At 55.4% G+C, this 12,447-nt stretch carries 18 protein-coding genes; 2 read left to right on the top strand and 16 right to left on the bottom strand.

Going from position 1 to position 12,447, the window contains the following annotated elements:
• Positions 1 to 21: 21 nt before the first annotated feature.
• Together Q4S41_RS07280 and Q4S41_RS07275 are read right to left on the bottom strand one after the other, a co-directional pair.
• Complete coding sequence (locus tag Q4S41_RS07280) at positions 22 to 357, bottom strand: HNH endonuclease (RefSeq protein WP_305030445.1); 336 nt, start codon at positions 355 to 357, stop codon at positions 22 to 24.
• The gene (locus Q4S41_RS07275; protein WP_305030444.1) at positions 338 to 793 is read right to left on the bottom strand and encodes a hypothetical protein; all 456 of its coding nucleotides are present in this window, start codon (positions 791 to 793) and stop codon (positions 338 to 340) included. The genes Q4S41_RS07280 and Q4S41_RS07275 overlap by 20 nt, the downstream gene beginning before the upstream one ends.
• Positions 794 to 838: 45 nt before the next feature.
• Between Q4S41_RS07275 and Q4S41_RS07270 the strand changes: the two genes are divergently transcribed.
• A complete protein-coding gene (locus tag Q4S41_RS07270) occupies positions 839 to 1,165 on the top strand; it encodes a hypothetical protein (protein ID WP_305030443.1) in 327 nt (108 codons plus the stop codon).
• Here Q4S41_RS07270 and Q4S41_RS07265 read toward each other — a convergent pair.
• From Q4S41_RS07265 to Q4S41_RS07220, 10 genes are read right to left on the bottom strand one after another with little or no spacing between them, the layout of a single operon-like run.
• Complete coding sequence (locus Q4S41_RS07265; protein ID WP_305030442.1) at positions 1,146 to 1,442, bottom strand: hypothetical protein; 297 nt, start codon at positions 1,440 to 1,442, stop codon at positions 1,146 to 1,148. The two genes, Q4S41_RS07270 and Q4S41_RS07265, sit on opposite strands and share 20 nt — an antisense overlap.
• A 4-nt stretch (positions 1,443 to 1,446) precedes the next feature.
• Entirely contained in the window at positions 1,447 to 2,121 is a 675-nt protein-coding gene (locus Q4S41_RS07260; RefSeq protein ID WP_305030440.1) for a hypothetical protein, read from the bottom strand.
• Positions 2,122 to 2,155: 34 nt separating this feature from the next.
• The gene (locus Q4S41_RS07255; protein ID WP_305030438.1) at positions 2,156 to 2,704 is read right to left on the bottom strand and encodes a hypothetical protein; all 549 of its coding nucleotides are present in this window, start codon (positions 2,702 to 2,704) and stop codon (positions 2,156 to 2,158) included.
• Between the two features lie 8 nt (positions 2,705 to 2,712).
• Positions 2,713 to 3,909 (bottom strand): hypothetical protein, encoded by a 1,197-nt coding sequence (locus Q4S41_RS07250; protein WP_305030437.1) that lies wholly within the window; start codon positions 3,907 to 3,909, stop codon positions 2,713 to 2,715.
• Positions 3,906 to 4,277: a hypothetical protein gene (locus Q4S41_RS07245; protein WP_305030436.1), complete on the bottom strand. Its 372-nt coding sequence runs from the start codon at positions 4,275 to 4,277 to the stop codon at positions 3,906 to 3,908. Before Q4S41_RS07245 ends, Q4S41_RS07250 begins: the two co-directional genes overlap by 4 nt.
• Positions 4,278 to 4,286: 9 nt before the next feature.
• Positions 4,287 to 5,111 carry a hypothetical protein gene (locus Q4S41_RS07240; RefSeq protein ID WP_305030435.1) on the bottom strand — a complete coding sequence of 275 codons (825 nt, stop codon included), beginning with the start codon at positions 5,109 to 5,111 and terminating at the stop codon, positions 4,287 to 4,289.
• A 20-nt stretch (positions 5,112 to 5,131) separates the two neighbouring features.
• Entirely contained in the window at positions 5,132 to 6,151 is a 1,020-nt protein-coding gene (locus tag Q4S41_RS07235) for a hypothetical protein (RefSeq protein WP_305030434.1), read from the bottom strand.
• A gap of 30 nt (positions 6,152 to 6,181) precedes the next feature.
• Entirely contained in the window at positions 6,182 to 6,520 is a 339-nt protein-coding gene (locus Q4S41_RS07230) for a hypothetical protein (protein WP_305030433.1), read from the bottom strand.
• A gap of 4 nt (positions 6,521 to 6,524) precedes the next feature.
• A complete protein-coding gene (locus Q4S41_RS07225) occupies positions 6,525 to 6,953 on the bottom strand; it encodes a hypothetical protein (protein ID WP_305030432.1) in 429 nt (142 codons plus the stop codon).
• 49 nt (positions 6,954 to 7,002) lie between these two features.
• Positions 7,003 to 7,266 carry a hypothetical protein gene (locus Q4S41_RS07220; protein WP_305030431.1) on the bottom strand — a complete coding sequence of 88 codons (264 nt, stop codon included), beginning with the start codon at positions 7,264 to 7,266 and terminating at the stop codon, positions 7,003 to 7,005.
• 96 nt (positions 7,267 to 7,362) lie between these two features.
• On the opposite strand from Q4S41_RS07220, the gene Q4S41_RS07215 reads away from it, so the two are divergent.
• The gene (locus tag Q4S41_RS07215; protein WP_305030430.1) at positions 7,363 to 7,860 is read left to right on the top strand and encodes a hypothetical protein; all 498 of its coding nucleotides are present in this window, start codon (positions 7,363 to 7,365) and stop codon (positions 7,858 to 7,860) included.
• A gap of 9 nt (positions 7,861 to 7,869) precedes the next feature.
• Here the strand turns inward: Q4S41_RS07215 and Q4S41_RS07210 are convergent, their stop codons facing one another.
• The 4 genes from Q4S41_RS07210 to Q4S41_RS07195 are packed head-to-tail and all read right to left on the bottom strand — an operon-like array spanning position 7,870 to position 12,355.
• Positions 7,870 to 8,502 (bottom strand): hypothetical protein, encoded by a 633-nt coding sequence (locus Q4S41_RS07210; protein WP_305030429.1) that lies wholly within the window; start codon positions 8,500 to 8,502, stop codon positions 7,870 to 7,872.
• Positions 8,495 to 9,112 carry a hypothetical protein gene (locus Q4S41_RS07205; RefSeq protein ID WP_305030428.1) on the bottom strand — a complete coding sequence of 206 codons (618 nt, stop codon included), beginning with the start codon at positions 9,110 to 9,112 and terminating at the stop codon, positions 8,495 to 8,497. The genes Q4S41_RS07210 and Q4S41_RS07205 overlap by 8 nt, the downstream gene beginning before the upstream one ends.
• Positions 9,113 to 9,114: 2 nt before the next feature.
• On the bottom strand, positions 9,115 to 11,226 hold the full coding sequence (locus Q4S41_RS07200) for a sensor histidine kinase (RefSeq protein ID WP_305030427.1): 2,112 nt from the start codon (positions 11,224 to 11,226) through the stop codon (positions 9,115 to 9,117).
• Positions 11,227 to 11,278: 52 nt separating this feature from the next.
• Positions 11,279 to 12,355 carry a DNA cytosine methyltransferase gene (locus tag Q4S41_RS07195; protein ID WP_305030426.1) on the bottom strand — a complete coding sequence of 359 codons (1,077 nt, stop codon included), beginning with the start codon at positions 12,353 to 12,355 and terminating at the stop codon, positions 11,279 to 11,281.
• Between the last annotated feature and the right edge of the window lie 92 nt (positions 12,356 to 12,447).

The raw sequence follows: 12,447 nt of genomic DNA, 5'->3' as shown, positions 1-12,447 counted from the left end.
TATGATGTGCCCTGATTGCGTTTAAACGGTGTTTTTGCGCCTCACATGGCCTTCCTTGGCACTCTTGCGGGCATGGCACGGGGTACACAGGCTCTGCAGGTTGGTGGCGTCGAAGAAGTCCGAGCCGTCGCGGTAGGGCCTGATGTGGTCGGCCACCACGGCTGGCGTCACGCGCTTCTTCTGTGCACAGGCCCGGCAGCACGGCTCCTTGCGCAACTGGGCCAGGCGCAGGGCGCGCCACCGAGGCGAGTCGTATAGGGGCGTACGCTCGGCGTGCCGCTGGTAGGGCTTGCGCGCGGTGGGCTGGGCCTTGGGTATCCACGGGCGCGCCGGTGACTTACTGGGCAAGGTGGGCATAGAAGGGGGCAGCCAGGGCGTTGGCGGGCAGTAGCGGGTAGTAATCCGGATGGGCGGGCTCCCCCGGCAGCAGGTAAAGGGTGAGCGGTTCGGTCACCAGGCCCGGCGGGAGCTTGATGCCCTCGGCCCGGACGCGGGTGTTGTCGTACCACACCACGCGGCGGGTAGCGCACTTGCGCAGGTCCAGGTGCCAGAACAGGCTGTTCCACACCGGGGGAATGAGGTCGATGGGCTGGCCGTGGCGCAGGCTGATGGCTTGGCGCAGGCTGGCGTGGAGGTGGAGCATGCCCTTGGGTTTGATGCTCAGCGTGGGCATGGGCGGCGGGGGCGGGATGTGGTGGTCGGGGTTGTAGACCGGCAGGTCCCGCGGGGCCGGTTGCTGGAGTGAGGGGGAAGAAAGGCTGGGCGCAGAAGCGAGGCGGTTGGGCAGGGCCATGGGTAGGAGTCGGGCAAGTGGTGGGCCGGCGCTACATTCGCCGGCATGAAAAAGCTATTCTTCTTGGGAGCGTGCCTGGTGGCACTGAGTGGGAGTCCGGTGATGGCGCAGGCGGCGGAGCCGGATATTGTCGTGGTGCGGGTGTATGACAACGGCGGCAACGTGGAGGCCTCGATTAGTCGGGCCAATGGCAAAAGCGAAATGGTCAAGTTCAACGGCGGGCTGAGCGATAAGGGCATTACCGATTCCGGGCAAGGCTATCAGAAGCTGATTGCCCGGCTCTATCAAGAAGGGTATCGCTTGAGAAGCACGTTCAGCACAGGGCAGGCAGCTTTTACCACGCTCGTGTTTGTCAAGGGGGAGCAGCCGTAACGATGCCGAGGGCCTCGTCGATGGTGTGCACGACGTGGTAGCTAGAGCCGCGCCACTGCGCTTTGAATTGCGCTTCACCCGCGGTGAGCTGGCGCTTGCTTGGCGGCTGGCTGGGGTCTTTTACCTCCATGAGGAAGGTGCGGCCGCGGTAGCCCACCAGTAGGTCGAAGCAGTTCTTGAGCTGGTGCAGGTGTAGCACCGAGGCGCCGATGCCGCGCAGGGCGGCCACGATGGCCGGCTGGTTGGCGTCTACTCGGGAGGCGGTGCGGATGGGCATTGGATTAGTCCTCCCACGGCATTTTGCGTTTTAGCGGCCCCAGCAAGGCGGCGATTTCTTCCAGCGGGCCGCGGTCAATCACCAGCTGCTCCACGCGGGCCATGTCGTCGGCGTAGGTGAGGACGAAGGCCGTGGAACCGATGGCTTCGAGCGCGGCCGAAATGCCGGCCTCGGCGATGTCGGTGGAGGAGTAGCGGGCCGAATCCGTACCGGGCACGCCTTCTTTGAGCACGGTCAGCTCCCCACCGAAGAACTGCAGGAAGCCCTCGGCGTGAACCTGGTCCCGTAGGGGCATTTCCTCGATGTAGGCCAGCACCGAGTCGCTCAACCGGTGCGGGCGCACGCTGCTTTCGCCGCTGAGGTGGTAGGCCATCTCGGCGTAGGCGTCGTAAGGCACCTCCACCTCGTTTTCGTTCTCGTCTTCCTGCCAGGGCTCGTAGTCGTCGGGCGTGGTGCCGGCCAGGCCGTGGGCGCAGGCGGTGGCCAGACCGCGCAGGTTGTAGAGGTGGTCCTTGAGTTCTTCCAGCAAGATGGTCATGTGGCCAATCTGGAACTGGTAGGTGCTTTGCTGCTCGGGGGTGAGCTCGCCGCGCTCCTGGTAGAGAATGGTGCGCAGGTAGGCGTAGCGGCAGAGGCTGATGTGGTCGTTGATGTCTTGGAGTCCGGGAATCTTGGCCATGGTGGGGGAGGTGGTGAGGGTTGTTGAAATGAGGTCAGGCCACTTGGCCGTAGGGGTTGATGGCGGGTTTGGGTGTCGGGGCGCCGTGGGGCATCCAGCCGCGGCCCGTAAGCACGCCGGGGCTGCGGGCTTCAATCTGAACGGTGAGAAGTTGGGTCAGCTCGCGGGCGTCCTTCTCGGTTTGCCAGCGCAGGTACTTGCTCAGCAAGGCCGTGCGCTCCGTTACCGACGTGAGCGGGTGCGTGGCCAGGGCCAGCAACTCGGCGGCTCGGGCCTCGGTAATCCAGTGGGCGTCTTGCGGCGTGGCGCCGGTGGCCGCCCATTCGTTGAGGCCCTTTTGCAAATGCGTGAGCAGGTCCTCGTCGTCGCCCACCGATTCGCAGTACACCAGATTGATGGCGCCGCCCGTGGGCTGGGCCGTCCAAACCTTCACGGCGCGGCGGAAGTAGGCGCCACCAACGTTCTTGGCATCGGCGGGTAAGTCTGCCACGACGAAGTGCGCAGAGCAGTAGAGGTCGGGGTGATAGCCGCGGGCCATGTCGTTGGCAGCTTGGGCGAGTTCAAGGGTAAGGCCGTGGTGCATATTGTCGGTTAAGAGTTAAGAGTGATGACGCGGCCTTTGCCGGTAAAATCTTCGCCGAGGGGCAGCTGGGTGCCGTTGCGCCACGTGGGGGCAGGGGCCGGCGCGCCCGTGGCTTCTGGTTCGACGAGGTGGCGTTGGGCCGGGCGGTCCTCCTCAAAAGCGCCACCCCACACCTCGTAGGCCAGCGGGTCGTTGAAGGGCGTCCAGCCGTTGAAGTAGTAGCGGTTGGTCTGCCAGTCGAAGGTGACCAGCACGGCGGGCATGGACTCGCCGGGCGCAATGGTGCCCACCGAGCCGGGGTGGCCGACGAGCTTGTGGCTTTTGACCTTGTGCCAGTAGAGCTCCACCGACGTGTCGCCCTCGACGTGCTTGTGGGGGCGGTGGACGGCACCAATCACCAGGGCCATGTTCTCCCACGTCTGGCCGCCGCTGATGGCGGCCCCGTCCGGAACCGCCCGGGCGTTGCCGTAGGCCATGCCTTCGAGGCGCTTGGGGTGGGCGGTGATGACCAGGTGCTGGCGGGTGTCGGCCGCCCAGCCGGTGCACATGTCCAGCACGCCGATGAGGTAGGCCTCGATGCCGCCCATGCCCACCTGGGCCGAGTGGTCGGCCTTGTTCCACGGGTCGAACATGGAATGGTCGACCCCGAAGTGGGCAATGGCCGCTTCGAAGTAGGCCAGGATGTGGCCGGGCGTTTTGCCCATGCCCCGCGGCGGGCTCACCACCACAAAGTGCTCGCGGATGAAGTCCTTGGCCAGGGCGTAGTCGCGCAGCGAGAGCTTGCGCTTCCAGTCGCGGTCGGGGTTGCGGCCGGTCAGCGAGTGAATCAACCCGTCGTAGATGTCCTGGGGCCGGCCGTTCTCGGGCGAGTAGATGGCCGTTTTCTTGCCGGCGAACACGGCCCGGTAGAGTAGCAGCTGGTAGTAGAGCTCGGTTTTGCCGTGGCCGGGCCAGCCGGTGATGACGTTGGTGTAGCCCGGCATCCACGTGAAATGCTTGTCGATGAAGGGCACGTGGGTGGTCTGGCCCTTCTCGCGGCCGTTGGTGTACTCGTGCTGCATAGAGGCCCACATGGCGTCCGTGACGGGAAACAGGGCGTCGAGCGGGTTGTCGATGTGGGGCAGCCGGCCGGGGGTGCCGGTGGCCTTCGTGGTCGGGTCGGCCGGCGGCCGGGTGCTGCGGGGAAATTTCTGGGCCGGGCTCATGTCAGGTGGTCGGGGGTGCCCAGGTGGTGGGAGGTGACGGTGGCCGCCAGCATGCGCTGGGCCAGGGGTAGGGCGGCACGGGCCTGCAGGCGGGGGCTATCGAGCAGGGCGCGGCAGCGCAGGATGAGCGGGTGGGTGGGCGACGGGAAGTCCAGCGCGGCCACCATGCGGTAGGTCAGGGCTTTCCAGTCGGGCTCGGCGGCCCGAACGGTTTCGGCGGCTTCCACCTCCTCCACGTAGTCGGCCACGGCATCGACGAGCACGGCGCAGCGGTCGGCGTGCCGGTTCGGGGCCGGGGTGCGGGCCACGTAGGCCGCAATGGGCTCCACGGCGGCGAGCAGGGCATCGGTGGTGGTGGGCGTGGGCATGGGATGGAATCAGGCGGCCAGGGCTTCCTGGCGTTGTTGGCGTTGGGCAATGCGCTGCTGCATGGCCGATTGTTGGCGGGCGGTGTTGGCGGCGACGGCCTCGGGGTCGAGGACGGGAGCCGGCACCGGTTGGGGAGCGGGGCGCGGCGCGGCCGGTTGGGCCGGCTGGCGGCGCTTGCACCAATCCCGGGCCGTGAGGTAGGCCGAGGTGTACTTTTTGGCCAGGCCGGCGTGGTTTTGCATGGCCAGCGCCACTTCCCGGGCCAGCGGCTCGCCGAAGTCGGCCACCAGGTTCGCCCACTGGTTGGGACCGAAAGGCGTTTTCAGGCGCTGGACTTCCGGGGCGTTGGCGTCGAGCCAGGCTTGCCAGTCGGGAAGCGAAACCGAAGCAGAAACTTCCTCACTCGCTTCGACGGCGGGAGCCGGCGGAGGTGTTTTACTTTTCCTTTTAGTTTGTTCCTTATAAGGGGTGCCGGTTCTACTGCCGGTATGGGTGCCGTTTATACTGCCGCTTTTACTGCCGTTTATACTTACCTGAGGTAAGGGTATTTCGGCATCAGGGTCAAGAAACCTGTACACCGTGGGGCTGCGCTTGTGGCCTGACGTGAACTCCAATAAGCCTGCCTGCTTGAGTCGGTTGCGTGCCGTAATCAGCGATTTCTCCGAAATGCCGAGGGTCGCACAGAGAAGCGGGTTTGGGTATTGGAACTCGGTAGGCCAGTTCCGGTCGTTGCACAGGCCCACCAGCTCGTAGAATAGGTCGGCCTCGATGGACGAGAACGAGCTGGTGGGGCGCAGCTTGCGGAAGTGGTTGGCGAGGGTGTAGCCGTTCATGGCAAAGAGAAGCGGCGGTGCTAGGCCGCGAGGGCGCTGAGCCCAGCGGAAGGGGCGAAGGACAAGGCCTGGGCCGACGTGGGCGGCACCTGCACGGCGCGGGCCGCATCCCGGGCGGCGCGGATGGCCGTGGCGGCAGCCTGGCCGGCGGCGCGGCTCTCTTGCACCCGCGCTTCGGCCCGGTGTAGGTCGGTGATACTTTGCAGCTGGTCGAGCAGCAAAGCCGCGTCTTCCACCTTGAGGTATTCGGTGAGGGTGACCGGTTGGCCCAGCCAGTTGGTGCTGCGCCAGCCGAGGGCCACCACCGAGCCCGCCCGGCGCTTTTTGGCCTGACTGGGCATGAGCCGGGGAAGGGTGTTGAGCACGCAGTTGAAATCGTCGTGCTGCTGGTAGGTCAGCACGGCCCGCAGCTCGGGCAGCGGAAAGCCGCCCAGCACCTGGGCCGTGAATTCGGCGCCCAGGTCCTGCCAGATGGCTTGCTCTTCCCGCAGCCAGCGCGTTTGCTCGGGCGAGTAGCCGGTGGCCGCGTCGCCGAGCGTGGCCAGGGCCGGGGCCGGCAGCGATACGTAGTGCGTGAAGCGCCAGAGCTTAAAGTTGGGGTCGTTGAAGTCCATGTGCACTGTCTGGGTGCCGTCTTCGCGCAGGAAGTAGGCCCGCTTCGAATCGGTGCAGTCCACGTCGGCGCTCAGCTCCAGGTGGGCGTAGCCCTGCTTGAGGCGGCGGGCCTGGGCACGCTCGTTGCTGGTGGGCATGAGCCCGGCGAAACGGCCGAAGGCGCATTCGGTGTGCTCCTGCTTGAAGCAAAGCCCATCGGCGGGGTGGAAGCGCTGGAACCAGTACACGCCCTCGGTCAGATCTTCGGGGCAGAAAACCCGCTTAGCGGCCACTTGGGTGCCGGCGGGGAAGTGGCGGCTCATCGGCACGTAGGCCGACAGAGTGAGCACCTCGGTGCTGATGAAGCCAGTCGGGTGCTGCATGGCCGGGTCGGTGCGCAGCCAGGGCAGGTAGGGCTCGGGGGCGAAATCGGTCAAGGGATTCATGGCGTGGAAAAATGAGCGTGGGAAAATGAATTAGGCGGCCTGCTTCGTCTTGCGGCCCTCGAAGTCGCGCACGGCTTCTTCGGTCACGAGCCACTTGGTGCCCACCTGCCGGCCGGCCAGCCCGCCGCGCTTGGGGTCGAGGCGCAGGTACTCGTAGCAGGTGGTGGCCGAGAAGCCTAGCCGCATGGTGAGGCGGTCGTCGTAGCCCCGGCCGGGGGTGGGCTTGGTGCCCATGTGGTAGTTGCGGTTTTCCAGGGCCTCGCCCGCCAGGCGCGCGGCCAGTTCGCGGGCGGCCGTGTTGAGCAGCTCCATCTCCCGCGGGTGCGAGAGCTGCAGCTGGATGATGCCGTTGACGAGTTCGACTTGCATGGCCCTAGGCGGCTTTGCGCATGGGCGTGTCCATGCCGCGGTAGTCGTACATGGGAATCACCACGGCTTCCACCACCCGCTCCAGGCGCAGGGCCTCGGCGTGGTCGGTGACGTCAATCTCGGTGAAGAACAGCGGGCGGATGCCCCCGAACCAGACCTCGCGCTGCAGCGCCGTGCGGAAGCGGCTAGCCTGCCGCCCGGCAAACGTGGTGCCCCGGCCCGGCACGTAGGCCCGCACGCAGTAGGGCGTGCCGTCCACTTCCTCGTCGATGCAGTAGCCGAGCACCGGCAGCACCGTGCCCGTGGGAAAGTCGAGCACCGGGGCCGTGAGGTGTAGCAGGTCGTTCTCGGTGAAGCCCGCCGCCACCGGGAGGCTGGGCTTCTTCTGGCCGGGGGAGGCCAGCATAGGGATAAGGGAGGGTTTGGATTTCATGGTTGGTGTGTGAAAGAGGTGTGAAGGGTTGACTTGGTGTTGGTGGAGGCTAAGCCGCTTGGACGTGGGAGACTTCCGGCTCGGCGGGCACCTGGGCGGCTTTCCAGGCGGCCAGGCCGGCGGGGTCGGTTTCCTCGGCCAGGGCCAGCACGGCGGGCCAGAAGCCGGAATTGGTGTTTTCCAGGTTGACCACCTGGCTCATGTTGGAGAGGTTGCCGCTGCCCGTGCGCTTGCAGAGCAGGGGCAGAAAGCCTTTGGGCATCAACTCCCGCATCGTGGGCGGGCGTTTGGCCGGGGTGGGGTTCTGTTTCATTTGTGTACCTTGCTTGTGTTAGTGTTTGTGTTACAAATGTATTCAACTTATTCTGATATAGTCAAGAAAAAGTTGACTTAACATCAATAAAATCTGATGCGAAAAGGTGAACAACCTGTTGCTGAACGGATTAAATTTCTGCTTGAGACACGTGCTCAAGGCAACAAATCCGAGTTAGGACGCGCTGCTGGCATATCCGGCCAAGCCGTGGCGGACCTTATAGGGGGTAAAAAAGGGGGGCCTAGCTTTCCTGTGCTTCAGAAAATGTTGAGGTCGTACCCGGACATAAATGCAGAATGGTTGCTTTTCGGTGAGGGCGAAATGCAGAAATCAGCGGAAGCACCAAAAAAAATGTCCTTACATTCAAACCCAACAACAGGCACAGAGACACGCTCTACGCCTGTTGCTGAGGGAAATGACACAGCGCCCCAATTTTATAGCGTCCGTGCTGCCGCTAACTATAAGAGTGATAGACTCGGCCTAGAGCCACGCCCGAACCGTAAGATGCAGTTCATGGCAAGAGAAGAGCATGACGGTCAAGAGATTTTAAGATGGGTATCTCTTGAGGAAATAGTTGAAATTATAAGTATATGAGCTTCTTTGCTAGTCAAGAATGTCAGCAAGCCTTAAATCCTTGTTACCAAAGAATCTTAGAGCGTCTCTATTATTCATAAGTGCCTGACCTGCCATTAGATTTCGTGTATATATGGCCGATATATATTCATTGTATTTTTTAATCATATAATCAAATGCTTCTTGGACTGTATCCCCAATGAGTAGGCGTTTGAAACCGTGGTTCGCGCACTCTAAAAAGAGTGACTCGAATGGCCGCACAATCTCCGCGTTTTTGATATACCCCCAGAACACATGGCAGCCGGCATCAATTAGCCCGGGTCCCAAATTTATGCCCGTTTTACAAGAGAAGGTGTAGAAAATAGATTTGCAAAAATGGCCTACTCCTGCGTCTAAATCAACAAAAATATCGGCACCTTGAACTCCAAGACAATTTTCATTGCCATGCGCATAAGCAATGAATATGTAGTTTTTGTCTTGGACTAAAGAAATTGCCTTTATTATATTTTCTTGTGTTAAACCATCGGTCCGTATTATATTGTATGTGTATGTTTGGCTGTGTGCATCGCTTTGTAATTCAAAACTGATGTCAGCAGCACACATTTGGAAATAGGAGCCTAAATCAGCATCCTGTTCGTCTACGGCTATTATTATATTAACCATTGATATTTTCAATATTGCGCATTACTAAATCTACTGTCAACATTAGGAACCTTCTCTCAAATTCCTTCCCTTTTTCTGTTTGTAATCTTATCTCTTGAAGAATATTTTCAAGAGAAATTGTCTCACCATTAGCAGTAGTGATATAAGGCTGTTCCCTAGTTTCCGGTGGATGGCTTTCAATCCAACTTTCAATGGCCGCATCTACGCGAGCAGATAGAGAATCAGCAGCGCGCTTAACGGTATCTACGACTTCACTCGCTGGCGTGCCTTTTTTGTGAAAGGCGAAAGCTTGCTCATTAATAAAATCAGTCAAGTCTTGGCCCTGACTAGAAGGGTCTGTTGCACTGAAAATAACGAATGGCAGAATATGAGATTTTTTACGAATCGTTTCAAATATTTGATGCCCAGCGTGTTTGTTAGAAAAAAACTCCAGGTCTAGAACTACTACCATTCTTTTTTTTCCTAGATTTTCTAATACGTATTCTATCCCTTCCCCAGGCGTTTTGCGCAGCATCACACTCTCAAAAAACATTCTGAGTCTTATTATTAACGGAGCTGTTGCTTCCATTAAATCATCGATTACTACTACTTCAATGGGCGACTTAGGCATAATTATTTATTAAATGGAAAAGTTATTTTGAATGTAGCCCCCTGTGGGTGAAATTCTGGTTTAACAACATTGATTGTTCCCTTAAGAGATTCTACACGAGTCTTGGCAACAAACAAACCAATACCAGCTCCGCCCTGCTCAGCGCTGGTTGTATAGTAAACATTAAAAATGCGTTCGTAATCATCCACATCTATTCCTTTTCCATTGTCAGAAAAAAGAATGTTTACGCCTTGGTCATCAATAGAACCAGAGCACTTAATTATTTTTTCGCCTTTTATTTCATTAAGGGCCTTGATAGAGTTAGTGATTAAATTTTCGAAAATGTCAATTATGACTCTCTCATTTGTATTTATAATCACTGACTTGTTAATTTCTACTATGGTCCTAATGTCTTTTTGTGCTAAAATATCTTTATAGTTTCTGAATAGCAAACCTTCAATAGTATCCTTGATGTCTATAGCGACCTTGTCAGTATCTGCAAGAGCATAGCTCAACATGTACTCAATTGCCCTATCGAGGGTCATCATTTCATCATAGATGTTTTTAGAGTAAGTGGCAAAAATGTCGTTGTATTCCTCGTTGGGAAAGAAGTCCTTGAAAAATTCAGCTAGGTGCAATACTCTTGCCAGAGACGTCCTTACAACGTGAGCAATCTGAGCTGCGTATTCCTGCAAGGACATTAGGCTCATGAAGATGTTCTCTTGGCGAACCTTTTCCTTCTCAAGACGCTCGTAAGCCTTTATTCCTTTAGCGAAGTCCACCCGTACACGCTTTGCCACTTGAAGCAAGGGGTTCAACTGCTGCGTAAGCTGAGGCGTCTCTCTAATTGTCTGCTGAACGACCTGCGTAAAAGCATCCAACTCCACCCTTGCACTCTGCAAACCAGTGGTGGTTATTTGTTTTGAGGCTTCGCGCTGGTACTTTAATAGCTTCTCTAACTCTACTACTTGGTCAATAATGAACTGTTTTAATGCCCTGTACTCCTCGTTTTCGACAAAATCTTGACGATTCGTTGCATCAATTATCTCCGGGTTTTGAGCTTTCGTGATAGCTACATAACCAATTAAATCTCTTGAGCCTACTCTATCAAAGAAAGCGTTATGCTTTCTTTTGTCAATGCCTATAACATCACGTTTTTTATCGTCTTGGCTTTCAAACTCTGCAAATGGCGTAGTGATTAAATTGTCGCGATAAATCTTGATTCCGTCAGGTGGAGACGAAGTTAGATTCTTGTAAGTCCGTTTAGCCTCAGTGTCGAGATAATATAGAGCCATTTCAACCGGGCCCATCTTTTTTATTGGCACCGAAGAAACAACAAGGTTTTCTCCGTTAAATTTTATTACTTCTTGTGTTCTGTTTTCTAAATTATATTTAAGGGAAAAATTTATAGATGATTCAGAAATCCCTTTATTCTTTACTTCCTCATATTTTTTATATTCCTCAAACTCCTTTGCTCGTATATTTATAGTGAAATCCTCTTTTTTCTCCGTTAGGGGAGATATAAGCTTAGATAGTTCTTTGTAGACGCGTGAAATATCATTGCCAGTCCATGTTTCGCGCAAGCCGCTTATTACGAGGGTTGTATATTGAGAATCGTTGTTTTTGACCTCGTGCCAGTAGCGGTTATCAATCTCTGTGAAATATTTCTTTTTGGGTTTTATAGCCGCTTTCTCTGCCTTTTTTCTTAATGTAGGAAGGGTAGCCTCTTGGCTAAAAAGATTGTATTGCGCAGATAACTCCTCGTAAGTATCCCAGATTATTTCTACGTTTATCTGTGTCGGCTGTGAAGCCTTTTTAGATTGTAGTAATAACTTGCTCCCAAGTTTTTCAACGGCAAATCGGCCAACGCCCTTCTCGCCCACCATTCTGCGAAAGAAGGGTGAGCCGGATGATGTACGCTCTCGCTTGCTGTTTGTGCCTACAACCATCCATTTATCGCGAACGTCCTCGAAAGTCATTCCTTGGCCGTTGTCAGATATTATTATTTGGCCCGTCCCAACGCCGTGGCTTACGTCAATAAAATCGATGTCCACTTTGGTGGCATTAGCATCATAGCAATTTTTTACTAGTTCAAATATTGCTGTTACACGGTCAGTTATTAATTCTCTTCCCAATAACCGAAATGTATTAACGTCGAATCTCCACCTTAAACTTTGCTTCGCCATTTTATTTGGATGCAGATATAAGTTGGGAGAAAATCTCTTTTGCTAGCAGGGGCGGTACCGCATTTCCTATTTGCTGCTGTATTGATACCAGATTTCCTTCGAAGACATAGCTGTCAGGAAAGCTTTGCAGACGCGCTGCTTCACGTACAGATAAACCTCTGTCTTGCTCTGGGTGTATAAGCATATTTTTTCTATAGTTGGAAATGATTACCGATGGCTCATCAAGGTTTAACCGACGGTAGATGCTCCCATGACAATTGTCCAAGTTGGCGTAGTTGTCAAGCATGTGATTCGGAATAGACCGCCAGTTTCCTCCTTGAGGTATATGAGCATATCTCTCTACAACGTAATCCCTGTTTCGAGATACTAGATTTTGTGTTGATTCCTTTGTTGCACCGCGCATGAGTTTTGCATATTGGCTTTGCGGCTTGCTTATATATGGTAATGCAGAGTCTTGCTGACCATTTATAAGCTTCGGCAGGTCATGAAAGGCGTCTTTTACAGTGATTTCAGTGCTGGTTTCTTTAGGAAATTCAAATTTTATTCCATCTCTATTACCCACCATAAAAAATCTTTTCCGGCGCTGTGGGACTCCAAAGGAGGATGCACAAAGGACTTTATGACTAGTAGTATATTTAAGGCCCTTAAAGGTTAGTTCTAATGACTTCAGAGTCTTTCCCTTATTAAAGGACTGAAAGCCCTCTACATTTTCAAAGACGAACCATTGAGGCTGTAGCTCATCCACAAATCTGATAAATTCTCTGAAAAGGTTATTATTGTCATTACCTATATCTCTAGTTTTTGTATTGGATTTAGAAAACCCTTGGCATGGTGGTCCACCAAAGACTACGAATGGAGGCGTAGTGATATACTTTTTTGGATTGATATTGCTTATATCATCCTGTATTACAAGTGTATTCGGATGGTTTTTTTTGAATGTATTAGCGGAGTGTTTATCAAACTCAACCGCTAAGTCGATAGAAACCCCTGCTGCCATGGCACCACAGCTCATGCCTCCGGCTCCAGAAAATATATCAATTCCTGAATATTTAAAAAGTCCTTTCTGTTCTACCTGCATCTTTGAAAAATAATGCTGCCACGTCTTGTGGTTCAAGCAAAGCGTATGACATCATGCAAAGTAACGCCGGTGATGATGATGGTGCACAGTGT

Origin of the sequence: Hymenobacter convexus, assembly GCF_030580955.1 — a bacterium.
GTDB lineage: Bacteria > Bacteroidota > Bacteroidia > Cytophagales > Hymenobacteraceae > Hymenobacter.
This window is presented reverse-complemented; position numbering and strand designations above follow the sequence as displayed.